The sequence below is a fragment of the Archangium violaceum genome, from assembly GCF_016887565.1.
GTDB lineage: Bacteria > Myxococcota > Myxococcia > Myxococcales > Myxococcaceae > Archangium > Archangium violaceum_B.
In genome coordinates this window covers 4,076,831-4,100,831 of sequence record NZ_CP069396.1, presented here as the reverse complement: position 1 = coordinate 4,100,831, position 24,001 = coordinate 4,076,831, and the positions used below count along the sequence as shown (strand labels likewise).

General features: G+C 67.7%; 17 protein-coding genes. 8 read left to right on the top strand and 9 right to left on the bottom strand.

The window, feature by feature from the left end; translation table 11 throughout:
• Nucleotides 1-93: 93 nt before the first annotated feature.
• On the bottom strand, nt 94-2,265 hold the full coding sequence (locus tag JRI60_RS16985; RefSeq protein WP_204226909.1) for a right-handed parallel beta-helix repeat-containing protein: 2,172 nt from the start codon (nt 2,263-2,265) through the stop codon (nt 94-96).
• A 442-nt stretch (nt 2,266-2,707) separates the two neighbouring features.
• On the opposite strand from JRI60_RS16985, the gene JRI60_RS16980 reads away from it, so the two are divergent.
• Nucleotides 2,708-3,475 (top strand): endonuclease/exonuclease/phosphatase family protein, encoded by a 768-nt coding sequence (locus tag JRI60_RS16980; RefSeq protein ID WP_204226908.1) that lies wholly within the window; start codon nt 2,708-2,710, stop codon nt 3,473-3,475.
• Between the two features lie 28 nt (nt 3,476-3,503).
• Here JRI60_RS16980 and JRI60_RS16975 read toward each other — a convergent pair whose 3' ends face one another.
• Entirely contained in the window at nt 3,504-4,109 is a 606-nt protein-coding gene (locus tag JRI60_RS16975; RefSeq protein WP_204226907.1) for a glutathione S-transferase family protein, read from the bottom strand.
• Nucleotides 4,110-4,301: 192 nt separating this feature from the next.
• On the opposite strand from JRI60_RS16975, the gene JRI60_RS16970 reads away from it, so the two are divergent.
• Nucleotides 4,302-4,565 carry a hypothetical protein gene (locus JRI60_RS16970; RefSeq protein ID WP_204226906.1) on the top strand — a complete coding sequence of 88 codons (264 nt, stop codon included), beginning with the start codon at nt 4,302-4,304 and terminating at the stop codon, nt 4,563-4,565.
• 7 nt (nt 4,566-4,572) lie between these two features.
• Here JRI60_RS16970 and JRI60_RS16965 read toward each other — a convergent pair whose 3' ends face one another.
• A complete protein-coding gene (locus JRI60_RS16965) occupies nt 4,573-5,361 on the bottom strand; it encodes an aminoglycoside adenylyltransferase domain-containing protein (protein WP_204226905.1) in 789 nt (262 codons plus the stop codon).
• A gap of 133 nt (nt 5,362-5,494) precedes the next feature.
• Between JRI60_RS16965 and JRI60_RS16960 the strand changes: the two genes are divergently transcribed.
• Entirely contained in the window at nt 5,495-6,181 is a 687-nt protein-coding gene (locus JRI60_RS16960) for a hypothetical protein (RefSeq protein WP_204226904.1), read from the top strand.
• Between the two features lie 247 nt (nt 6,182-6,428).
• Nucleotides 6,429-8,300 carry an RICIN domain-containing protein gene (locus tag JRI60_RS16955; RefSeq protein WP_204226903.1) on the top strand — a complete coding sequence of 624 codons (1,872 nt, stop codon included), beginning with the start codon at nt 6,429-6,431 and terminating at the stop codon, nt 8,298-8,300.
• A 33-nt stretch (nt 8,301-8,333) separates the two neighbouring features.
• Here JRI60_RS16955 and JRI60_RS16950 read toward each other — a convergent pair whose 3' ends face one another.
• A complete protein-coding gene (locus JRI60_RS16950; protein ID WP_239470564.1) occupies nt 8,334-9,623 on the bottom strand; it encodes a patatin-like phospholipase family protein in 1,290 nt (429 codons plus the stop codon).
• A gap of 226 nt (nt 9,624-9,849) precedes the next feature.
• Here JRI60_RS16950 and JRI60_RS16945 point away from each other — a divergent pair, with 226 nt between their 5' ends.
• The 3 genes from JRI60_RS16945 to JRI60_RS16935 are packed head-to-tail and all read left to right on the top strand — an operon-like array spanning nt 9,850 to nt 14,054.
• Nucleotides 9,850-10,773 (top strand): hypothetical protein, encoded by a 924-nt coding sequence (locus tag JRI60_RS16945; RefSeq protein ID WP_204226902.1) that lies wholly within the window; start codon nt 9,850-9,852, stop codon nt 10,771-10,773.
• Nucleotides 10,774-10,821: 48 nt separating this feature from the next.
• A complete protein-coding gene (locus JRI60_RS16940) occupies nt 10,822-12,522 on the top strand; it encodes a GH3 auxin-responsive promoter family protein (RefSeq protein ID WP_239470563.1) in 1,701 nt (566 codons plus the stop codon).
• A gap of 56 nt (nt 12,523-12,578) precedes the next feature.
• Nucleotides 12,579-14,054, top strand: coding sequence for a POT family MFS transporter (locus JRI60_RS16935; RefSeq protein WP_204226901.1), 1,476 nt, complete (start codon nt 12,579-12,581; stop codon nt 14,052-14,054).
• 155 nt (nt 14,055-14,209) lie between these two features.
• Here the strand turns inward: JRI60_RS16935 and JRI60_RS16930 are convergent, their stop codons facing one another.
• The 5 genes from JRI60_RS16930 to JRI60_RS16910 all read right to left on the bottom strand — a co-directional run bounded on the left by JRI60_RS16930 (nt 14,210) and on the right by JRI60_RS16910 (nt 22,622).
• Nucleotides 14,210-15,613 carry a peptide MFS transporter gene (locus tag JRI60_RS16930; RefSeq protein WP_204226900.1) on the bottom strand — a complete coding sequence of 468 codons (1,404 nt, stop codon included), beginning with the start codon at nt 15,611-15,613 and terminating at the stop codon, nt 14,210-14,212.
• A 141-nt stretch (nt 15,614-15,754) separates the two neighbouring features.
• Complete coding sequence (locus tag JRI60_RS16925) at nt 15,755-16,387, bottom strand: YdeI/OmpD-associated family protein (RefSeq protein ID WP_239470562.1); 633 nt, start codon at nt 16,385-16,387, stop codon at nt 15,755-15,757.
• A gap of 120 nt (nt 16,388-16,507) precedes the next feature.
• Nucleotides 16,508-19,423, bottom strand: a complete 2,916-nt coding sequence (locus JRI60_RS16920; protein ID WP_204226899.1) for an ATP-binding protein — start codon at nt 19,421-19,423, stop codon at nt 16,508-16,510.
• A complete protein-coding gene (locus tag JRI60_RS16915) occupies nt 19,423-20,208 on the bottom strand; it encodes a methyltransferase domain-containing protein (protein WP_239470561.1) in 786 nt (261 codons plus the stop codon). Before JRI60_RS16915 ends, JRI60_RS16920 begins: the two co-directional genes overlap by 1 nt.
• Nucleotides 20,208-22,622, bottom strand: coding sequence for a PilZ domain-containing protein (locus JRI60_RS16910; RefSeq protein WP_204226898.1), 2,415 nt, complete (start codon nt 22,620-22,622; stop codon nt 20,208-20,210). The genes JRI60_RS16915 and JRI60_RS16910 overlap by 1 nt, the downstream gene beginning before the upstream one ends.
• A gap of 373 nt (nt 22,623-22,995) precedes the next feature.
• Between JRI60_RS16910 and nadA the strand changes: the two genes are divergently transcribed.
• A complete protein-coding gene (nadA, locus tag JRI60_RS16905; protein WP_204226897.1) occupies nt 22,996-23,928 on the top strand; it encodes a quinolinate synthase NadA in 933 nt (310 codons plus the stop codon).
• The last annotated feature ends 73 nt before the right edge of the window (nt 23,929-24,001 follow it).

The window sequence follows — 24,001 nt, the reverse complement described above, 5'->3', positions numbered from 1 at the left end:
AACGCCCTCCAGGCAGGCATGCATCGCGCTTGTTCATGGATCCGGGGGGTGTAGGGGAGCCCGGCGTGAGCCCCCTACGGATTTCACTGCTGCTCAGTGAATCTGGACGGCGAAGGTCTCCCAAGCGCCCACCGAGGCCTGGTTGGCGATGAGCGGGCCGTTCCCAGAATTACTGGCGGAGACATACAGCCCGTTGACCTGGGCCCGGAGGGCGATGTTCCCGTTGCCAGCGTCGACCTCGGTGAAGGACTCCCACGGGCCGACCGCGGTGCGGTTGGCGATGAGCGGGCTGCTCCCAGTATTCTCGGCGCAGACGTACATCTCGTTGATCTGGGCCCGGAGAGCGATGTTCCCGTTGCCAGCATCGACCACGGTGTATGTCTCCCATGGACCGGCCGCGGTGCGGTTGGCGATGAGCGGGCTGCTCCCAGCATCCTCGGCGCAGACGTACATCCCGTTGCCCACGGCCTGGAGGGAAACGCTCATACCGGGGATCAGCTTGCGGGGGCTCCCATCTGGCCAGCTGTTTCCCGTGACCGTGGCCACGAAACCGTTCGAGAAACTGAGGAACGGATACCTTCCGGGTTCCAGGCCGCTCACGGTATTGCCACGGATCGTCGCGGAGCCGGTGGGGGCTGGATAGAACGGTGGAGAAATGACGACCCCGTCCAGCCCCGGAGAAATGATCGTATTGTTCTCGAAGAGGATGTTGGAGCTCGTCGAGAAGCCAACCCCATTGTACAGCGAGTCGATCACGGTATTCCCACTGACCGTGACGTTCGCGACCGTGCCCACGTTCTGGCCGTCGCCGCCGTTGCCAATGTGCAGGGCCGGCTGCTGTTGGACGAAGCCATTTCCACCACTGCGCACGACGGTGTTACCCGTCACCGTTCCGGAGAGGAGATCCGACCCGTTCACGCCGAACTTCATCACGCCCAGGCCGACATACCTCGCCGTATCACTCATGTAGTTGTCTTTCACCAGGTGACCGCTGCCACCATAGATTCCGATTCCCTTCCCTCCCCAGGGAGCGATCGAGGTGTTGTTGAGCAGGGTGGCGTTGGACATCGGGGTGTAGTGCTGACTCCCGTTGTAGTCGACGGAGTTGATGGCGATCGCGTCATCGCCCGTACCTCGGACGAAGTTGTTCCTACCGGTCAGGTTGTTGCCGACGGTCCCGGTGAGGCTGACGTTGTTGAGATTGAACCCATCGGCCCAGATGCTCGTGAGGCGGCAATTCTGCACCGTTCCGCCGGTACCCGAGGCCCAGAACCCGGACATCGTATGTTGAGTCCAGATGCTGTCCGCCAGCCAGTTGGTGCCCGTCGTATCCATACCGCCGCCACAGCCGTCAACGACGGCCCTGCTGGGGGCGTTCGAATCGAGGGCGAAGTTCCGCACCGTGCAGGACGTGAGGTTGAAGATGGCTCCCAACGGGTTCGCGTTGGGAAGCGGCATGTTGCGGTAGATCGTGCTGTACCACATCCCCGCGCCCTGGATGGTGATTCCCGTCGCGTTGATCCCCCCTGTCGTCCTGACATAGAAGGTGCCCACGGGAATCCAGACGCTCTTTCCCTGGGACTGGGCGGCGTTGATGCAATTCTGGATGGCGGCCGAGTTGTCTACGCTGCTGTCGTTGGCCACGGCCCCGTAGCTGGTAATGGAGAGCGAGTTGGCCGGCTGGGTGAGCGGCGGGGGAGGCGCTTCCAGATCAACGACGTCGATGTAGTAGAACGATGCTGTATTCGCTGCGTCTTTCTGAAGGCGGATCGTGGCTCCCGGCGGGACGGCCGCACCCGTGATGAAGGTGTGCATGTCGTCGTAGAAGACGCGTGGAGCGCCGTCCGCGGGGTTCTGATTGTTGCCTTGATAGTTGTTGTTGCCTTCATAGAGCCAGGTCTGCTTCGAGCTCAGGGTGAGGGCCTGACGAAACACCCCATTGACGTACAGATTCAACGTGGCGGTGATCCCTCCTCCGTTCGGCGCGTCCGGAATGCTGGCGCGCACATTGATCGCGGTGATGTTCTTGCCCGTATCGTTCACCCACTGCACGTACTGGCCGGTTCCCGTGAGCCGGACATAGGCATGGCCCGATGCCTCCAGCTCAGGACTCGAGTACTGCGTCGTGGGCGGAGACGTCAGGGATGAAACGGAAGCACCACCCCCCACCGTTCCAGCCTCGGCCTCGTAGCTGATGAAGGGCGTGGTCGCTCCAACGGCGGCATGGGCCCTGTTCTCGACGCACAAGAAAGCGCTCAAGATCATCAGGACGCAATGAATCCGAGCAAATGCTCTTATTGATGTTCCGACTTCCATCCACCGGACCTTTCTGTAGTGACTTGCAGGTTATTCAGGAAGAAGTCTGCTCGCGCAAGTGAAAACCAGGGTGCGCAGGAAACCGGTGCTGAATGGATGATGAATCCATGATGAGCTCGTGATGAGGCCATTGCCTCATCTGGCCTAGCGTCTCCTCGTCCGCGGGTCGGCATCGTGGTCCACTTCATTCCCCGCGGAAGTCAAGAATCTGAGAACTCCCATGACAAAGGCATTCTCCGTCCTTCCGTGCGCCGCGGTTTCCATCCTCGTGCTCGCCTCTGCCTGCGAGGGGCGTGAAACATCACACGTCCCGCCGTCATCGGTGAGCGACGGAGGCTCGACCACCGACGCCGGAGAGGACTCTGGGACCGAATACGCGAACCTCCGCATCATGGCGGCCAACCTCACCAGCGGGGATGCCCAGTCCTACGACCCGGGCCACGGCATCCGGTTGATGCGAGGCGTGGCCCCGGACGTCGTGCTCCTCCAGGAGTTCAACTACGCGCTCAATGGAGAGGACGACATCCGCGCGATGGTGGATCGGGTTGGACCCAGCTATCACTACTACCGGGAGGAGGGAGCGCAGATCGCCAACGGCATCATCAGTCGCTGGCCCATCATCGAGTCGGGTGAGTGGGACGATCCCCAGACGAGCACCCGGGACTTCGCATGGGCACGCATCGACATCCCCGGCCCGCGCGACCTCTGGGCCGTGAGTGTGCACCTGCTCACCGCCAGCAGCAGCGTTCGTCAGGAGCAGGCCAACACGCTCATCGGGCGGATCCGCGCCACCGTGCCCGAGAGCGACTACCTCGTCATCGGCGGAGATCTCAACACGGACAGCCGAGGCGAGCCCTGCTTCTCCGTCCTCTCGCAGGTGGTCGTCACCAGCAGTCCCTACCCCGCGGACAAGAGCGGAAACACCAACACCAGCCACCCGAGGAGCAAGCCCTACGACCATGTCCTGGTGGATGGGGATCTCCGCAAGTATCAGAAGGCCACGGTCATCGGTTCCAATACCTTCGCGGGTGGGCTCGTCCTCGACAGCCGCGTCTACACCCCGCTGACGGACATCTCCCCGGTGGAGTCCGGGGACAGCGATGCCACCAACATGCAGCACATGGGCGTGGTGAAGGACTTCCGCGTCCCCCTCTTCTGAGCTCGGGACAAAGGTCCCGCGGCCCCTGCTAGTCCGCGTAGGCGCGCCTCGCCGCGGGACGTTCCATCTGACGTTTCGTGTACGCCCGCAGCCCGGGGAAGTCGTTGGCCAGGCCCACCAGCGAGATCCAGGAGAGCACCCCGGAGAGGAGCACGTCCGCCACGCAGAAGGCATCACCAACGACGTACTCGCGGCCCGTGAGCCGCTGTTCCAGCATGCGCAGCGCGGGCAGGAACTGCTGTTTCGCCCGCTCGGCCACCGCCGGCTGACGCTCGGCCTCGGGCAGGAAGCGCGTATGGGACGCGAAGGTCGAGAGAGGCGGCTCCAGCGTGCTCAGGGCGAACATCACCCATTGGTAGTACTCACCCCGCTCGTGAGAGCCGGGCGTCGGAGCCAGCTTCTTCTCCGGGTACTTGTCCGCCAGGTAGAGACAGATGGCCCCCGACTCCACCAGCACCCTGCCCTCATCCTCCAGCGCGGGCACCAGGCCCAACGGGTGGATCCGCTGGTACTCGGGCGACTTGTGCTCGCCCTTGCGCAGGTCCAGCCGATGCAGTTCGTATGGGGTGCCCAGTTCCTCGAGCACCCAACGGGGACGGTGACCCCGGGTGTGCTGGCTGTAGTAGAGCTTCATCGTGCGTTCTCCGTGCGGCGATCAGGCGCCGCATCTTGCCCTGACGCAGGGCAGTGCAAGTGCAAACGCCAAGGAATGTCATCAATTCGAGTCCCGCGACACCTTTTCAGCAACACCAAAGTCCGAATGCCGGGCATTCCCACGAAAGCGATAATTTGTTAAGGTTTGGGGAATAACCCTGACGGAGGACGCATGCGAGCAAGCATTTTCGGCGGTCTGTTGGCGACGGCGCTGATGGTGGTGGGCTGTGGCGCGCCCGTGGAACAGGAAGAGGCCGCCGATCTGTCCACGCTGGAGTCCCCCATTCCCGATTGCGCCAACAGCCCGGACTCCCTGTACACCTACTACAGCGACGCGACCTACACGACCCAGATCGGCATCCGGGGTTGCTCGTGTGGCTGGTGGTACAGTTCGGGCAGGACGTCGGCCTACAGCCTGTACACCCCAGAGTGCTAGCCATCCGCTACGGATGACTCCGCCGGGAAGCGCGCTCGACGGCGTCCAGCACCCGCTGGACCAGGGCGCGCACCGCATCCTGCTCCAGAGCGGGGCCCGGCTGGCCATTGCGCTTCGCGATCGCGGCCTCGATGAGCGAGGGGTCCGCGAGCCGCGCGCGGGCCCATGTGGCGCCGGCCACCTTGGTCCCCCACACGCATTCCTCCGCGTAGCGCCAGGCCCGGCATGCGTTGAGCACGTTGTTGGGGCTCACCGGCTCCTCCCTCGCGTGCCATGTGAGCGAGTCCCGCACCGCGTCCAGCACCCAGGCCCGTGGAGCAGCGGCCAGCAGCTCGCTCGCGGGCGGCCCCACCAGCGGCACCGCATGCCCTCGCGCGATGTCGAGATCGATGACGAACCAGTGCGCCGCCTCGTCCGCGGGATCGAAGCCGAGCCGGTAGTTCATGTGCGCTCCCGTGTTGAAGTTCATCTCGAACCTCGGGGACCGGGTGGGCGTGGCCACCGCGTCCTTCGGGTAGAGCACGAACTCCAATCCTCTCGCCGGACAGGCGAGCACCCGGTGGTCGAGGGCCTCCGCGATCGCCTGTTTGACGCGCACCTCCTGCCGGTGGGCGCAGATGGCGATGATGTCGATGTCGCTCCGCCCCGGCTCATAGCCCCCCAGGCTGCCCGAGCCGATGAGGTATGCGCCCAGCAGCTCGTCCCCGAGTAGCGCGCGGAGGCGGCTCGCGACCTCTCCCGCGTAGCGCGCGACCTCGGGAGCAACGTGCACCTCGGGCTCCTGCGTGTGGCTCATGTGTGCTCCCTCCGTCGTACCGGCTCATGACCGGCATGCGCCGTGTCTCCCGCGCGATGTAGGCTTCCCGTGCCTCACGACGCAACGGGAGCATGCCGTCTCGCGCGCAGGAACCATCTCCCAGGAGAAAGTCATGTCCGATACCTCGCTCGCCGCACCCCAGCTCGTCATCAACAGCCGCATGCTGTACTCGAGCTGGATTCCCGCCGACCCGAAGGCCGCCGCCGCGCTGCTGCCCCCAGGCCTCCAGCCCGCCGACAACCGCGCCCTCTACATGAACCAGTATGTCGTCGATTCCGCGGACCAGACGTCGAGCTTCGGCGCCTACTCGCTGACGTACATGGGACTGGACCTCGCGGGCCGCAAGGCGCCAGACGGCGTCACGCCCGCGCGCTTCTTCACCCACTACTTCAACTCCTCGGAGGTCGTGCGCAACTACGTGCGCGAGCGCGGCGTTCCCGCCTCCCCCGGCACCACCACCCTGGAGCTCGACAACGGTGAGCTCGTGGCCACCACTCGCGTGGAGGGTGTTCCCATCATCCGCACCGTGGCCCGGGTCGGCTCGACCATCTCCTCCGTGGCGCGCGGGCACCTCACCTACGTGACGCGCGTCCATGGCAAGCTCGTGGGCGGCAACTACCCCTACGTCGGTGAGCTCGCCTCGCCCTTCGAGCTGGTCTCCCTGGAGTTCCTCGCCAAGGACCATCCGACGTACGCGCTGCGGCCCGCCAGCCCCCTGCAGCGCGTGGAGGGCTGGTGCTGGTACTCGCCTCGCGACTCCTTTGTCTACCCGGGCGGCGAGTACGACTGGAAGCCGTAGCCGCACACGGCCCGCACGAGCGCCCCACCCAGGCGGCGCTCGCCGCGGGAGCCCGCTTCTTTTCTCGGCCTGTCAGAAACGAATTCAATGCGTGTCGGATCTCCTCACTCACTGAAAGAGTCTGAAGAGGGCACGAAACATTTTCTCGGGTTAATCTTTTGATTTTCTGCTTAAGCTCGTTTTCCTCTTCCTGATAAGGGTAGGCGTGCTGTACCTTCCGCGCCGTTTGGACATCGGGAGGACAGACATGCAATCGAGTCGCGAAGTGAGAGGGATTTCGAGTCGAAGGGCGGGGCTGGCGCTGACATTGAGCCTGGCCCTGGGGTGCTCCGGCGCCGAGGAGCTTCCGGTCTACGAGGGAGAGGTGCGCATGTTCTCCGTGGACCACGCGGATGGCACGCACCGCATGGGCTATGGCCTGCGGACCGCGGACGGCCGGAGCTTCGAGCTGTCGTTCGACGACGAGCACGCGCTCAACGTGGGAGACCAGGTGATCGTCCGGGGGCAGCCCGCCCCGGACGCGAGCACCAGCGAGCACCCGGGACAGGTGGGTGAGCGGCTCGTGGTCGAGTCCATCGAGGTGGTCGCTCCCGCGCCGGACCTCGCGACGTCGCGGGACGCCCTGGTCAGCGGCACGCCGCGGACCGTGCGCGTGGCCATCCTCCCCCTGGTCTTCCCGGGCACCACGGCGCGCATCGACGTCGCCACGGCCCGCCAGCGGCTGGACACCGTCAGCGCGTACTACAAGGAGCTCTCCTACGGCGCCTGGACGGTGCAGGGGGATGCGCTGGCGCCGCTGAGCATGCCCAAGCCGGCCAACTGCAACCTGGACACCATCAGCAACGCCGCGCGCGCGGCGGCGAGCTCCGCGGGGCTCAACCTGAGCGTCTACACGCACGTGGGCTTCGTCATCCCCAACAACCCGGGCTTCACCGACTGTGCCTGCGGCCTGGCGTGGGTGGGCCAGCCGCCGGCGGCGGGCAACTCGTTCGGCGACGGCAGCCTCTACACCTGCACGGACCCGAACGCCTTCGCGCATGAGATGGGCCACGGCTTTGGTCTGGGGCACGCGTCCACGGCCCGCTGTGGCACCGGGGTCGCGTACCGCTCGAGCCCCTACACGAGCTGCAGCCCGGACGAGTACGGCAACCGCTTCAACACCATGGGCGGCGGACTGGGGCACATGAACGCCTTCCAGAAGTCCGCCATGCTGTGGCTGGACAAGTGCAACAACGTGCGCGTCTCGCGCGATGCGACGTATGACCTGGTGCCCATCCAGAGCGCGTCCAACGGCATCCAGTCCCTGCAGATCCCCACGGGGGACACGGTGGACGGCCGGCCGCTCTACTTCTGGGTGGAGTACCGCAACCCCGCGCTCGCCTCGTTCAACGCGGGTCCGGACGGCGCCCCCGAGGTCAACTCGGGCGTGCACATCGACGTCGCGCAGGACTTCCGCTCGAACAGCGGCAACCGCAACCCGCTCCTGCTGGACCTGGCGCCCAACTACCCCAACACCCACCGCGATCCGCGCCTCACCGCGGGCCGCACCTTCCAGGATCCCAACGGCCGCGTGAGCATCTCCGTGCTCTCCCAGGCGAGCGACAAGGCCACCATCCGCGTCACGTTCCCCAGTGGCGGTACGGGCACCAACACGTGCAGTGATGGCACGCTCCCGGGTGGCGGCACGAACCCCGGGCCCCAGCCGGGCTCCGTGGTGCGCCTCGTCGCGCAGCACAGCGGCAAGTGCCTGGACGTGCCCAGCTCGAGCACCACGGACGGCACGCCCCTCCAGCAGTGGGGCTGCAATGGAACGAACGCCCAGGCCTTCCGCCTCCAGGCGGCGAGCGGTGGCGCCTTCAACCTGGTGAACGTCAACAGCGGCAAGTGCGTCGACGTCTCCAACTCCAACACCGCGGATGGCGCCACCATCCAGCAGTGGGGCTGCAATGGGACGAACGCCCAGGCCTTCACCCTGAACGCCAAGAGCGGCGGCTACTCCGTGGTGAACGTCAACAGCGGCAAGTGCGTCGACGTGCCGAACTCCTCGCTCAGCGACGGCACCAAGGTGCTGCAGTACACCTGCAACGGCGGCGGCAACCAGACCTGGTCCATCCAGTAGCCCAGGTGGGAACCTCCCGCGCGAGCGCCCGGCTCAGGCGGCGCTCGCCGCGGGAGGCTTCATGGTGGCCATCTCCGACACGCACTGCGGCTCGTCCGACCAGAAGCGCAGCCACTCGGCGCGCAGCGCGCGGGCATCCTGCCGTCCCAGCTCGATGAGGATGTCCGCGAAGCCACCATCGAAGAGCAGGTACGACGCCAGGTCCGCCTCGTGCGAGGCATCCCGGTCCACCAGCCGCAGGATGGCCTTGTGCGCCAGGCCCGAGCTGCGGCGGCGGAACTCGGGCGTGCGGACGTACTCGGCCGCCAGCGCGCCAATGTCCTTCGAGGGCCGCACCAGCAGCTCCCGCACGTAGCGCAGGGGCTGGCTGCGGTGGGGCTCCAGCACCGCGCCGAGCGTCTGCGCGAAGCCCGGCCCGTACGCCACCGTCCCCGCCTCGAGGATGGCGTTGAGCCGCCGCAGCCTCCCGAGATCCTGATCGGTGCGGTCCATCATCAGCGTGTTGAGCATCTTGCCCATCAGGAAGGGCGCCGTCGCGAAGGCCTGCTCGCGCTCCTGCTCCAGGCTCTCGCCCTCCAGCTTCCGGGCACGGAGCGCCTCGTGCCGCAGCGAGATGACGATCACCCGCTGCGCTCCCAGCCTCAGCGCGGGACTGAGCGGGACGTTGAGCCGCAGCCCTCCGTCCACGTGCAGCTCGCCCTGGATGCGCACCGCCGGGAAGACCACCGGAATGGCCGCCGAGGCCAGCGCATGGCTGGGGCTGATGCGCGTGGCTTGCGCTTGATAGGAGGGATCATTCCCCCAGGGAGGGATTCCGCCCCCGTGCCGCTGCACGAACACCGCGGCCCGCCCGCTGCCCACGTGCGTGGAGCTCACCGCGAGCGCATCCAGGTGGCCCTTGCGCAGGTTGCGGCCAATCCCCAGCCAGGGAATGCCCCGGCTCACGATCGCCCTCAGCCCGCGTGGATCCACCAGGCCGCCGTACTGAAGGTCGCGCGGATGGGGCGCCGGCTTGCCGAGCGCCTCGCGCAGGACGCGCAAGATGTCTCCCATCCCCACCCGGAGCACCTCCTCCACCTTCATCCCCGTCCAGTGGGCCCTCATCCCCTGCCCCTGCAGGCGCGGCCGATCGCTCGTCGCCGCGAGGTAGCAGGCGTGGATGGCTCCCACCGAGGTGCCCGCGAGGATGTCCAGCCTCAGCTCCCGGCCGAGCTCCGGCTCCAGCTCCTCGCGGAGATAGGAGAGCACCCCGGCTTCATACGCACCTCGTGCCGCACCACCGCCCAACACAAGACCCGTCTTCAGCCCGGACATCATGGCCATGACCTCTCCTGTTCAAGAGTCTACGGCGGATGGGATGTGACAGGGAAAGGGCTCCCCTCCGCGGCGGCGCACGGAGACCACGTCCGGATGCGTCAACCGAGCGGCACATCCGCCTGGACCGGCGAGCGGCGCGCGCCTCCAGGGAGTATGTTTCCGGGGCGCGTGTTCTCATGGGAGCAAGGCAACCGGACGAGCCTCTTGCCTCCAGTTCCTCGGGAGTCGAGCCATGTGGAAACAAGTGGGAGTCGTACTGGCCGTGTCGTGGATGGGTCTCGGATCCGAGCGGGCCGAGGCGCGCTTCGGCAAGCGCTCGGACTCGGAGTCCTCCCCGCCTTCACGCCCGACGACGAGCCGCCCCCATTCGAGCAGCGGTGTGGGAGAGCCTCGCCCCTCTCCCAATCCCAGCCCCGCCCCCCGTCCCGATTACTACCGCCCCAGGTACAGGTATTACGGCGGCTACCCCGGGTATTACGGCTTCTACGGCTACCCCTGGGGCCGCTACTACTACGACCCCGCCTGGGCCTGGCCCTACCTGGGCCCCACCTACCGCTACTACGACCCCTACTACGGCCTGACGTGGCGGCGTCCTCCCATGCCTCCGCCGAGAATGCAGACACGGAACGAGCCCGAGACGCCCACCCGGGTGGACTTCGCGGCGGACGCGGGCCTCGTCGCGCAGGGCACCTCCATGGGGCTGGGGCTGCAGGTGGATGGCGAGCAGCTCGGCTTCGGCGCCCGGCTGAACGTGTTCAGCCTGAAGCCAGACGATGGCTCGTTGGGCCGGGACTACATCTCCCTGCTGTCGCTCAAGCCGAGCCTGCTGCTGGTGTCGCGAGAGGCCGTGAGCCTGCGCCTGTTGGCCGGCATGGACGTCGCCTTCGCCCCGGATGCCATCTTCGTGGGGCCGGGCCTCGGCACGAGCGCGCTGGTGCGCGTGGTCGGTCCGCTCAAGCTGGAGGCGAGCGCCAGCTGGACGCCCCTCCCCTTCACCCAGCTCACCGGCGACGCGGGTGTGGCATTGCAGCTGGGCGTGGTGCGGTTGCGCGGGGGCTACCGCGCCACCTACCTGAACGACCAGGGCCGGGTGGACGGGAACGTCAACCGCGAGCTCTTCGCGGGCCCCTACGCGGGTCTCTCGCTGGTCCTCTAGCCTCCTTGTTGCTTGCCCCACCGGAAGCGGCGTGTGAATCAGGCGCGCATGTCATCCTTCCCCTGGTTCATCCGGTTGATGCGTCACCTCATGGAGAGCTCCAGCCTCCGTGAGAAACGGACGTTCGATGCCCAGGCGCGCGACGCCGCGAACGTGAACGCGGACACGCTGCGCGCCCTCCTCCACCACAACCGGGACACCGAGTTCGGCCGGCGGCATGGCTTCGCCTCGCTGCGCACCGTGGCGGACTTCCAGCGCGCCCTCCCGGTGAGCACCTACGAGCCCTTCCGCCCCTACATGGAGCGCATCGCGCGGGGCGAACGGAACGTGCTCACCGCGGACAAGGTGGAGTACCTGGGCGTCACCTCGGGCACCACCGGGCAGCGCAAGCTCCTCCCCGTCACCCGCCACCACATGAGCCACATGCAGCGGTCAAGAGTGATCGGCCAGGCCGTGGTGGCCGAGAAGGTGCCCGCCTCGCGCCAGGCCTCTCGCGGCATGCTGCTGATGAACGCCGTGCTCCGCGAGCGTTCCCAGGGAGGCCTGCCGACGGGCGCCCTCACCGCCATCAGCGTCCACGCCATGTCGCGACTCCTCCCCCTCGTGACGACCTCGCCCCGGGAGGCCTTCCTCCTGCGCGCCCACGCCGATGCGCTCTACCTGCACCTGCTCTTCGGCCTGAGACAGCGGGAGGTGGGCTCCCTCCAGGCTCCCTTCGCCTCGGGGCTGCTGGACATGGTGCACCTGCTGGAGCGGCGCGGAGCGGACCTGGTGGAGGACATCGGCCGCGGCGTGCTGCGCCCGGAGCTCGAGCTGGAACCGGCTCAGCGCCGCCAGCTCCAGGCCCGGCTCCGTCCCGACCCCGAGCGGGCTCGCGAGCTGACCCAGGTGCTCCAGCAAGGCCCGCACGGACTGGTGCGCCGCCTGTGGCCCCGGCTCTCCTACGTCTCCAGCATCGTCGGCGGTGGCTTCTCCCTCTACATCCGGCAGCTCGCCCCCTACCTGGAGGGGCTCCCCCTCTACCCCGCCTCCTACGTGAGCACCGAGGGGATCCTCGGGGTCTCGCTCGAGCTCGAGCGCCCCGTCTACTGCCTCATGTCGGGCGCGGCCTTCTTCGAGTTCATCCCCGAGCAGGAGCTGGACGCCGAGACACCGCGAACGCTCCTGCCCGAGCAGCTGGTGGAGGGGGAGTCCTACGAGCTGGTGCTGACGACGCGGGCCGGCCTGTACCGCTACCGCCTGGGAGACGTGGTGCGGATGGTGGGCCGCTACCATCAGGCGCCACTGCTGGAGTTCCTCTACCGGCGCGGCTCGCTGCTGAACCTGATGGGCGAGAAGACCTCGGAACAGGCCGCGAGCCAGGCGCTGCAGGAAGCGCTGGCCACGCAGGGGTTGCTGCCCGGCGACTACAGCGCCGTGGAGGAGACCGATGCCCTCCCCGGGCGCTATGCCTTCTTCGTCGAGCTCCAGGGAGCGGTGGGGCCCCAGGTGGACACGGCGCGGCTGAGCCAGGCGCTGGAGGCGGCCCTGTGCCGGACCAACCCCTTCTACGAGCTCATCCGCCGCTCCGAGCGGCTGGGGGCCGCCACCCTGCACCCCGTGACGCCAGGGACCTTCCAGGCCCTGCGCAACGTGCTCATCCAGCGCGGTGGCGCCCCCTCCCAGGTCAAGGTGCCCCGCGTGGTCCGGGACGCGGAGATGCGGGAGCTGCTGCGGACCCGCCGTCTCCAGGGCCCTCCCCCAGGCTGACAGCCCCGCCCGTCCACCGGTTGTGCCCGGGGCCACCCTTGGGATAGCAACCAACCATGGACAGCTCTCCGACCCAGGCTTCGCGCGAACGATACCCGCCGCAGATCAAGTACATCATCGGCAACGAAGCCTGTGAGCGCTTCAGCTTCTACGGGATGAGGAACATCCTCACGATCTTCCTCGTCCAGTACCTGCTGGTCCGCCACGTGCCCGACGACGCCACCCGGCAGATCGAGGCCAAGGCCGTCTTCCACGACTTCGTCTCGCTCGTCTACCTGTTCCCCCTGCTCGGCGGATGGCTGGCGGACCGGTTCCTCGGCAAGTACCGCACCGTCCTCTGGCTGTCGTTGCTCTACTGCGTGGGCCACCTGCTGCTGGCCGTCTTTGACGACAACCGCCAGGGCTTCTACGCCGGCCTCTTCCTCATCGCCCTGGGCTCCGGCGGCATCAAGCCGTGCGTCTCCGCCTTCGTGGGCGACCAGTTCACCGAGCAGAACAAGGGCCTGGTCAAGGGCGTCTTCGCGCTCTTCTACTGGATCATCAACTTCGGCTCGTTCTTCGCCTCGCTGTTCATCCCGCTCACCTTGAACAAGCTCGGGCCCTCGGTGGCATTCGGCATCCCGGGCGTGTTGATGTTCATCGCCACCGTCATCTTCTGGCTGGGCCGGCGCCACTACACCAACGTGCCCCCCACCGGCCGCAACCCCCACTCCTTCGTCCGGGTGGTGCGCGATGCCCTCTTCCCCCAGCAGAAGGTTGCTGGCGCGAAGTCCTGGTTGGACCATGCCGCCTCCGCCGGCCACCCCACCGAGGCCATCGAGGGCGCCCGCGCCGTGTTCCGCGTCATGGGCATCTTCGCCATGATTCCGGTCTTCTGGGCCCTCTTCGACCAGAAGGCCTCCACCTGGGTGCTCCAGGCCCGGACCATGGACCTGATGGTGGGCAGCATCGAGCTCGCCCCCTCGCAGCTCCAGGCGCTCAACCCGCTCATGGTCATGCTGCTCATCCCCCTCAACTCCTTCGTCCTCTTCCCCTTCCTCGAGCGGCGCGGCATCCAGATCACCCCCCTGCGCCGCATGGGCGCCGGCATGTTCATCACCTCCGGCGCCTACGTGCTCGTGGCCCTCATCCAGCTCACCCTCGACGGCGGGAACAAGATCTCCGTCCTCTGGCAGGCCGCCCCCTACCTCGTCCTCACCCTGGGCGAGGTGCTCGTTTCCGCCACCGGCCTCGAGTTCGCCTACAGCCAGGCTCCTCGCGAGATGAAGGGCACCCTCATGAGCCTGTGGAACATCACCGTGACCATCGGCAACCAGCTCGTCTCCCTGGTCGCCCGGCTCAACTTCTTCACGGGCATGGCCGCCACCCTCTTCTTCTACGCGGGCCTCGTCTTCGCCGCCGCCATCGTCTTCGCCCTCATCGCCTCGCGCTACCAGGTGCGTGACTACTTCATGCCCGGCACCGCCACCCCCGTCCCCGACCGCACCGTCCCCTCCTCCAACCCCGTGGGCGGCGAGCGCAAGGCGCTGTAGGTCGCGGCTCCCCTCATCGATACCTGCTCGTAAAAGAAAAGGGCCCCGCGCGATTCCGCACGGGGCCCTTCTCATTGGAACTCACTACCCTCACCCCGACCCTCTCCCGGAGGGAGAGGGAGGGGGGTTCCAGAGGGACGGGGTTCCAGGGGCAGCTAGGCCGCCTGGATGCCCGGCTTCGACTCCGCCCCCGTGGCCGGCTGCGCCACCGCGGGCCTGGCCTCGTCCGCACCGTGCATCATCCGCTTCAGCATCGGCGCGATCGCCAGCAGCACTCCACCCGCCGCCGCCGTGGCCACGGTGATGGCGAGGAACAGATCGAACTCGCCCATCTTCTCCGCGTAGCCGCCGATGAGGCCCGCCAGGTAGTTGGCCACCGCGTTCGCGACGAACCACACACCCATCAGCGCCGAGGCGTACTTCACCGGCGCCAGCTTCGTCACCATCGAGAGGCCCACCGGCGACAGGCACAGCTCGCCCGCCGTGTGGAAGAAGTAGGCCGCCACCACCCAGAACAGCGCCGCCTTGCCCGACGCATCGCTCTGCTTGGACGCCCCCAGCATGAACACGAAGCCGAACGACACCAGCAGCAGGCCCATCGCCATCTTCGCCGGAATCGAGGGGTCCTTGCTCCGCCGCCCCAGCCCCGTCCACAGCTCCGCGAAGATGGGACCCAGCAGGAGGATGAAGATGGGGTTCACGGCCTGGAACCAGGTGGTGGGCACCTCCCAGCCGAACACGCTCCGGTCCACCTTCGCGTCCGTGTAGAGGTTCATCAGGCCACCGGCCTGCTCGAAGGCCGCCCAGAAGAAGACGACGAAGAGCGCCAGCACGAAGATGACCACGATGCGGTCCTTCTCCTCGCGCGTCAGGGCCGCCGAGGACACCGCCGGCGCTCCCGTCTTGCTCTCCACCTTCTTGGGCGCCTTGCCCACGTCGCCCAGCAGGCGGTTGGCGAAGGCCAGGAAGATGACCACGCCGAGCCCCATGCCCACGCCCGCGGAGCCGAAGCCCCACGTCCAGCCGAACTTCTCACCCAGCGTGCCGCACACCGCCGAGGCCAGCAGCGCTCCCAGGTTGATGCCCATGTAGAAGATGGTGAAGGCACCGTCGCGGCGCGCGTCACCGGGCGCGTACAGCCCGCCCACCATGGTGGAGATGTTCGCCTTGAAGAAGCCGTTGCCCACCACCAGCAGGCCCAGGCCCGCGTAGAAGAGCGCCTCCACCGTGCCGGGCATCGCCAGCACGAACTGGCCCAGCATCATCAGGATGCCGCCGATGACCACCGACAGCCGCTGCCCCAGGTAGCGGTCCGCCAGGAAACCGCCCACCACCGGCGTCAGGTACACCAGGCCCGTGTAGATGCCGTAGATCTCCAGCGCCTTGGACTGGGACCAGCCGAAGCCGTGCTTGTCGGAGGCGCTCACCATGTACAGCACGAGCAGGGCGCGCATGCCGTAATAGCTCATGCGCTCCCACATCTCGGTGGTGAACAGCAGGTAGAGTCCCTTCGGGTGACCTCGGGTCTCGGTCGGGGCAGAGGCAGTGCTCTGGGCCATGCGCGGGTTTCCTCGCGGGTGGGGGGAGAGAAAAAAGGCTCCCGGTTGTAGCAGAACCCCACCTCACCTGTCAGAAGGGTCTGAGCGGCAACCGACCCTCCGTGCGCCGGTCCGGCTGGATGGGTTGCCGGCCCCCCCGTATCAGGGATGCAGCTTCTCGTGACGGGCGAGCATCTCGACGTAGAGCGCGATGCGTCTGGCCCGGGTCTCGGCCTTCTTCACGGTCTGGAGCCGGAACAGCACCGCGTAGCGGTTCGTCGCGTTCAGTGTGGCGAAGAACTCGGCCGCACGGGGGTTCGCGGCGAGGGCGGCCGCCAGGTCCTCGGGCACGCTGGCACGACTCGGTGAGTCATAGGCCGCGTCCCAGCGTCCGTCCCGCTTCGCGCGCTCGACCTCCGCCAGTCCCGCCGGCTTCATCTCGCCCGCCGCGATGAGCGCCAGCGCCTTCTCGCGGTTGATCTTGGACCAGATGCTCCGGGGGCCGCGCGGCGTGAACTTCTGGAGAAACGCCGTGTCGTCATGGCTCCTCCTCTGGCCGTCGATCCACCCCCACGCGAGCCCCACCTCGACCGCCTCCGCATAGGTCACCGACGCCACCCCGGACGCCTTCTTGGCGAGTTTCAGCCACACGCCGCGCGATGATGTGTGGTTCGACGCCAGCCAGACCGACCACTCGCCCCGCTTCGCGAAGGAGATGATTGGCGTCTCCTCCACGGGCGTCTTCTTCTTCGGCAACGGCGTCTTCTTCGCCTTCTTCGTCTCGGGTTTCTTCACCTGCGTCTCCCGGTGGCGGGTCCACGAAGTCCGGGGACCACCTACCCTCACCCCCCGCCCTCTCCCAGAGGGAGAGGGTGCATGCTCAACCCGAGCATGTCCATGGACTCGTCGGACACTCTAGGTGCGCCAGTGCGGCTGGGTCGGCTTGGCGTTGGAGAGCAGCGGCGGAAGGATTCGATCCGGGTTGGCCTCCAGCGGCAGCCGCACCTCCACTCGGGTCCCCTTGCCGTAGTCGCTGAAGATCCGGATGCGGCCACCCTGGCGCATGATGATGCGCTGGCAGAGCGCCAGCCCGAGGCCCGTCCCCTCTCCCGCGTCCCGCGTGGAGAAGAAGGGCTGGAAGAGCCGATCCATGTGCTCGGGCTTGATGCCCACGCCGTTGTCCACGATGGACACCACCGCGTCATTGCCATCGCGCACCGTGGACACCTTCACGATGCCGTCCGGCTTGATGGCACGCACCGCGTTGTCCAGCAGGTTCACCCAGACCTGGTTGAGCGAACCCGGATCTCCCCACACCGGCTCGGGGCACTGGTAGTCGCGCTCCACCTTCATGTCCGGCGGCAGCCGCCACGAGAGCGCCTGCACACTGGCGTCCAGCGAGGCGCCCAGGTCCACCGCCACCGCCTTGCTGCCGGTGCGCACGAAGGACAACAGGCCCTCGGCCAGGCCGCGGATGCGCTGACCGCACTCCTCGATGAGGTCCAACATGGCCACGGCCATGCCCGGGTCCAGGTTGCCGCTGGTCAGGCTCTCGCGCAGCGGCAGCAGCGCGTTCATCAGGCCGTTGAGCGGGTTGCGCACCTCGTGGGCGAAGCCCGAGGTGAGCAGGCCCGTGGCCGCCAGCCGCTCGTTCTCCGCCGCGCGCACCGCCGCGTCGCGCAGGCGCAGCTGCGCCTCGATGCGCGCCAGCATCTCCCTCGGCGAGAAGGGCTTGCCCAGGTAGTCGTTGGCCCCCATGGAGAGGCCCTCCACCTTGGCGTCCACCTCCTGGCGCGCGGTGAGCAGGATGATGGGCGTGTCCACCGTCTCCGGCGCGTCGCGCAGCGCCGTCAGCATCTGCATGCCGGACATGACGGGCATCATCACGTCCGAGACGATCAGATCCGGCCGCTCCTTCAGGGCCATCTTCAGGCCCTCGTCGCCGTTGGTGGCCTCCAGCAGGCGGTAGTAGGGCCGCAGCACGCTGCGCAGGAAGGCGCGGATCTCCGGCTCGTCCTCCACCACCAGGATGCGAGGCGCGTCCGGGCTGGCCTCGGAGTCCGGAGTGTCCGGCAGCGCATCCATCACGCTCGAGGACACCGGGGCCGCCGGGGCCAGCAGCGCCGTCAGGTCCGAGCGGCGCGTGGGCCGGACCGCCAGCTCGCCCTCCTTGCCCTCGCGCAGATCCTCACGCACGTGCGCGGCGCCCTTGGGCAGCCGCGCGTGGAAGGTGGAGCCCTTTCCCAGCTCGCTCGTCACCTCGATGCCACCCGCGTGCAGCTCCAGCGTCTCCTTCACCAGCGCCAGGCCGATGCCCGTGCCGCCGAAGCGCCGCGTGCCATTGGAGTCCGCCTGGGCGAAGCGGTCGAAGATGACCGGCATGTCCTGCGCGGAGATGCCCACGCCGGTGTCCCCCACCTCCACGTGCACCCAGGTGTCGTCCTCGTACAGGCGCACCGTCACCGCGCCCTGGTTGGTGAACTTGAGGGCGTTGGAGACGAGGTTCTGGAAGACGCTCTCCACGCGCGGCACGTCCACCAGCACGGCCGACACCGGAGCGCCCTCCAGCTTCAGCCCCACGCCCTTCTTCTCCGCCGCCACGTGGAAGGGCACCAGCAGCGAGGACAGGAAGCCGTGCATCTCCAACGGCTCGTAGCGCAGCCGCGCCTTGCCCGCCTCCATCTGCGCCAGGTCCAGCAGGTTGTTGATGAGCCGCAACAGCCGCGAGGCGCTGCGGTTCATCGTCTCCAGGTGCTGCAGGATGACGGGCGACAGCTCCCCCGGGCCCCGCTGCATCAGCGAGTCCAGCGTGAGGAGGATGAGCGTGAGCGGCGTGCGCAGCTCGTGGCTCACGTTGTCGAAGAACTCGCTCTTGAGCCGGTCCAGCTCCTTCTGCTTGGCGAGCGCCGTCTCCAGGCGGGCGTTGGCCTCGGTGAGCTCGCGCGTACGCGACGCGACCCGGTCCTCCAGGGCCACGTTGATGCGGAACATCTCGTCGTAGCGCTGCTGCAGCTCCTCGAGCGACCCCATCATGCCCTTGGCCTGCTCGTTGAGCGCCTCGTCCTTGCGCCGCATCTCGCGCCGCAGGTCCCACCAGTTGCCCAGCGACACCCCGGCCAGCCCCAGCGCCGTCACCGTGAAGCCCGCGGGGCCCAGCCCCAGCATGCTCGCCCCCACCCCGCCCACCACTCCCGCCAGCAGGCCCGTGTACCGGCCCCACGTCGGCAGCGGATCCATCCACCGCAGGTGGTAGCGGCACGCGTCCGCCCCCTGCACCTGGCACTGGCTCTCGTGCACCTCGGCCGGCGGCAATCCCCAGATGGTCGGGAACGAGGAGAACTGCCCCATCCGCAGCTCGCAGATGTTGCGGTTGCTCTCCGGGACGCGGCTCCGGTACAGCAGCTCCATCCGGCCCCGCTCCAGCCGCAGGATCTCGAAGCTGCCCACCCGGTTGTAGCTGGGCGTGAGATCGATCGTCTTGCGGTAGCACACCGGCACCGAGCCGAAGGCCCGGAGCATGTAGTAGGCGAACCCCAGCGCCTCCGGCGAGGCCAGGAAGAGCCCCGCCTTGCGCATGAAGTGCGAGTCCCCCGACTCCTTCACCAGCAGCTCGGCCAGCGACTCCAGGAAGCGCAGGGAGATGAAGTTCGTCGTCGTTCGCAGGTACTCGAGCGAGAGGCTGGGCCGGTGCCGGGCCCACACGTCCTCCAGCCGCGCCGCGCCGTAGGTATGTTCGAAGTAGAGCAGCAGCGAGGCGCACGTCGTGCGTACGCTCACGTCCGGCGCGTTGTCCGCGAGCGAGTTGTGCTCCTGCTCCACGTTGGCTGCCATCAAGGTCTTCGTCCCTCGGTCACCAGCCGGACCGCGAACTTCAGCGTGTCCGGCTCCATCAGCATCCGCAGGTAGTCGCGACAATGCCGCTGGTAGGCCTCACGGTTGGCGAAGGCCGGTGCCACCACCGGCTCGAGCGCCGCGAAGCGGATTTCCCAATCCTGAATCATGCGCGAGTCCGCCGCACCCGCGACCACATACTGTGGCAGCAGATGCACCCGCAGGTCCACCAAACCGGCCTGCCGCAGCTCCGTGAAGAGCTTGCGCCCGACATAGAAGTCGAAGCCCGTTTGACTCAGCGCGTCGATGAACGTCTTGCAGCTCTCCTGGAGAGCAGGCGGGAAGGGCCAGTTGCCCAGGCCGAAGCCGTCGATCTCCGAGAGCACCAGGCGCCCGCCCGGCCGCGTCACGCGGATCAGCTCCGCCAGCGCCGGGCGGCGATCCGGCAGGTACTCCAGCACGAACTGGCACCAGGTGAAGTCGAACGCCCCATCCGGCAGCTCAATGGTGCGCACGTCTCCCTTGAGGAAGCGCGTGTGGCTCCGCTGGGCGTTGAGCCGCGAGGCCTCCGCCAGCCGATCGGGGTTGATGTCGATCCCCGTCACGTGTCCCGTGGGCCCCACCAGGTCCGCGATCATCCCCGAGATGAAGCCCGGGCCGCATCCCGCGTCGAGCACACGATCTCCGGGCCGGAGCCCCGCGCGCAGCAGCTTCTGGAGGGCCTCGTCCGACTGCTCCTGGACGATCAGCCGCCGCGTCTCGTCCTCCGACTCCATGATGTACATCAGGGGTCCTCCACTCCGGCCATCACATCCACGTCCGATTCTCGCACGAACCGCTCGAAAACGGACTTCCACAGCTCACACCACCTGCGGATCAACGAACGGTGGAAGATCCACTCGGAGAAGCGACCGAGGTCCGTGAACCCGGCTTCCAGGAGCACCTCGACATCCTCCCCGTCGACGAAGCCGAGCGCGGATGGACGACCGCGCTCACGCGCATGCTCCACGCAGCGCTCGGTGAGCGACTGGACGGCCAGACGGGCCCGGGGGTGGGAGCGCTCGGGCACCACCAGCCAGAAGGCGTTGGTGGCCTCGATGAGGCTGAGCCCGGGAGTGCCCTCCTCCGCGAGCGCGAGGGCCAGCGGGCCATCCTCCCCATCGACGACGAACATGCGCCGGTGGCGATACAACCCGTGCTGGTGGAAACGCTCCCCGAGCGCGTCCAGTTCCAGGCGGTCCGCCTCCAGGTCCTCGCCCAGCACCCGCACCCACTCGCCGCGGGCGCGCAGGTGGTTCTCCAGCCAGACGCGGTCGGCGTGCGTGGACTCGCGCACCGGCAGCAACCCCGCGGGCCGCTGACGCTCGGTGGCCAGGGGCAGGCGCATGTAGTTGTAGTGCCGCAACAGGCTGAGCCCCGGGCTGTCCATGACGCGGGCCAACCAGCTGCCGAAGCGGTTGGGCCAGCGGTTGTCCCGGCGCCACGTGTAGCGGATGAACTCGATGTCCTCGAGCGCCTCGCCGAACTCGACGAGCGTGGTGCTCAGCTCGTAGGAGACCCACTGGTTGCGGTGGAAGCCGGGGAGCACGCACAGCTGCTGGAGCAGCCAGGTGCGCGAGTGGCTGCGCAGGCCCGCCAGGTGCCCGATGGCCCGTTGCCCCTCCCGGAAGACGATGGAACGGCCGAGCTCCCCGGGGATGTACAGCTTGCGATGGGCGTCCTCCAACAGCTCCACGTCCTTGCTCGAGTTGAAGGGGTAGTCCGGGTGGAAGCGGTAGCGGGCCGCCTCCATCAGGTCCCACAGCTCCTGGAAGGGTACGTGACCGCCATTGATGGCCGAGGGACAGCGCGCGGTGACGAAGGCATCGAGGATGCTGCGGCGCGCGTGCTCCGGGAGCCGGGAGAAGCGGACGCCGGCGCGGAAGGGGCGCAGCTGTCCATCCGGGCTGGGCGTGCGCAGCATCTGGATGGAGCGGATCTCCAGCTGGCACTCCGCCTCGGAGCCGTCTGGCAGCAGCAGCGAGGCATCGAACTGAAGGCCCGCCGGGAGGATCTCGCACGAGGCGTCGAAGGGGAAGGACAGGCCACCGGCGCTCAGGTCGAGCACCGCCCGGGTGGTGAGCTGCCCCGTCACCGGCGCCTTGAAGGAGAGCAGGAAGCGGTGATTGGGCCCGGGCTTGAAGCGCGGCAGGGTGCGCCAGTTGCGCAGCGTGAGGCTGCGCGGGATGCGCACCATCGTCTTGCCGTCCGGGGAGATGTCCAGCAGGCTCCCCACGCCGGAGTAGCTCTGTCCGCCCATCTCGAAGGACAGGTGCACCACGTCCCCCACCGTGCCCGGCAAGAGCGAGGTGCCCTGGCCGCGCAGGATGGCGATGTCGTCCACCACGTCGATGGAGGGGGACTCCAGGCGGATCTGGATGGAGTGGTTGTCCGCCATCTGCAGCCACAGGCCGATCTCCCGCCGCAGGGCCTTGCGCAGGGTGGAGACCACCTCGGAGGGCTCGGCCGTCGTCATCGAGGGGGCCTGGGGCGGCTGGTACATCGCCGTGCTCCAGGAGATGCCCAGCCGCAGGTGGGGCACCACGTCCAATTCCCGCACCGGCTGGGCCCGCTGCACGTGCGCCCACGCCGCCCGGAAGATGAGCTGCCCCTCGCGCTCGATGAACACGTCCTGCAACGCCGTGCCCGGGGGCACCGCCGTGATGGGAACCTCGATGGGCAGCTGCAACGTGGCCCCGAAGTTGCCCATCTCCAGGCACCGGGCCTGGTACGTCTGCCCGTGCAGCCCGAAGCGGACGGAGTACGGCGTGGAGAGCGTGACGCTGGCGCATCCGCGGTACTGCAGGAGGTGGGAGATGGTCCGACCCAGCTCCGGCCCCGCCAGCGTGTCGTCGAGGATGCTGAAGACGTGGCCCTCGGCGGCGCTCTGCATGAGCTCCTCCAGGCCCGCCGGATCCGTCTGCGAGCAGATGAAGACACGCACCGCGTCGGGCGCGGACCGGTCCACCTCCCGCAGGAAATGCCGGGCATCATCCGGAGGCGCGATGATCAACGCCGGAGCGACGTTCACCATCCGCAACGCCGCCTCCACCTTGGACTCCACCGCCACCACGCGGTGGGAGGGGAGCGCGGAGGCGAGCGCGGCCCTCCTGCCCGCGTTCGGGTGCACCACCAGGACGTCTCGCATCGGGACACTCATGGACCCCTCCTCAGCAGGCAGGCCGTTCACCCGAAGTCGGCACCGATCGCTCGCTCTTCTGGATACGGCCCATACGCCCGTACCGACCCTCGCCGCTCCACTCGTGACGCGAGACAGCCTTTGCCAACGTCCAGCATCCAGGACACCAGGGGGGAGGGGGGCTTCAACCGCGGCAGTACGGTCCTGGGAATATCTTAGCGGTTCCTGGCACGGGTGGCGTCAAGTGGCCGTTGGAACACCGACAGTGGCTCCAATGGACCGGGGTACCGCTCCCCTGCCTGGGTGCCCCGAGGGGCCTCGCCCCGAAGGAACCGGGGATTCGTCCTTGGCCCGCCTTCCAGCCCCCGGTTAAATGAACCGGGAAGGAGACGTGATGGGCGCCGAAGTGGACTACGAGCGGGAAATCCAGGAACTGAAGCGGAAACTCAACGCCGTCATCCTCGCTCACTACTACCAGGAGAGTGAGATCCAGGACGTGGCGGACTTCGTCGGCGACAGCCTGGCGCTCGCCCAGGCCGCGGCCAGGACGAAGGCGGACGTCATCGTCTTCTGCGGTGTCCACTTCATGGCGGAGACGGCGAAGATCCTCAACCCTACCCGCCAGGTGCTCCTGCCGGACCTGAAGGCGGGCTGTTCGCTGTCGGACCGCTGCCCACCCGGGGCCTTCCGGGCCTTCAAGGAGAAGCACCCGGACCACTTCGTGGTGAGCTACGTCAACAGCTCGGCCGCCGTGAAGGCGATGAGCGACGTCATCTGCACGTCCTCCAACGCCGTGAAGATCGTCAACCAGATCCCCAAGGACAGGCGCATCCTCTTCGCCCCCGACCAGCACCTGGGCCGCTACGTGGTGAAACAGACTGGCCGCGACATGGTGCTGTGGCCGGGCAGCTGCATCGTCCACGAAATCTTCAGCGAGAAGCGCCTGGTGCAGCTCAAGGTGCAGCACCCGGAGGCCGAAGTGGTCGCCCACCCCGAGTGCGAGGAGGCCGTGCTGCGGCACGCCGACTACATCGGCTCCACCAAGGGGCTGCTGGACTACGTGCTCAAGAGCCCCAAGCGGGAGTTCATCGTGGTGACCGAGGCCGGCATCCTCCACCAGATGCAGAAGGGCGCCCCGGACAAGCACTTCATCCCCGCCCCGCCGGACAACGGTTGCTCGTGCAACGAGTGCCCGTACATGCGACTCAACACGATGGAGAAGCTGTATCGGTGTATGAGGGACCGGACGCCGGAGCTGACGCTGCCGGAGGATTTGCAGTCCGCCGCGCTCGCGCCGCTGCAGCGGATGCTCGAATGGTCACAGTGAGTCATTGACGCGCCGCGCCGTCTGTCGCGAGAGCGGCAATTCCGCCGCAGCGCCGTATTCGTGTCTTGCACCG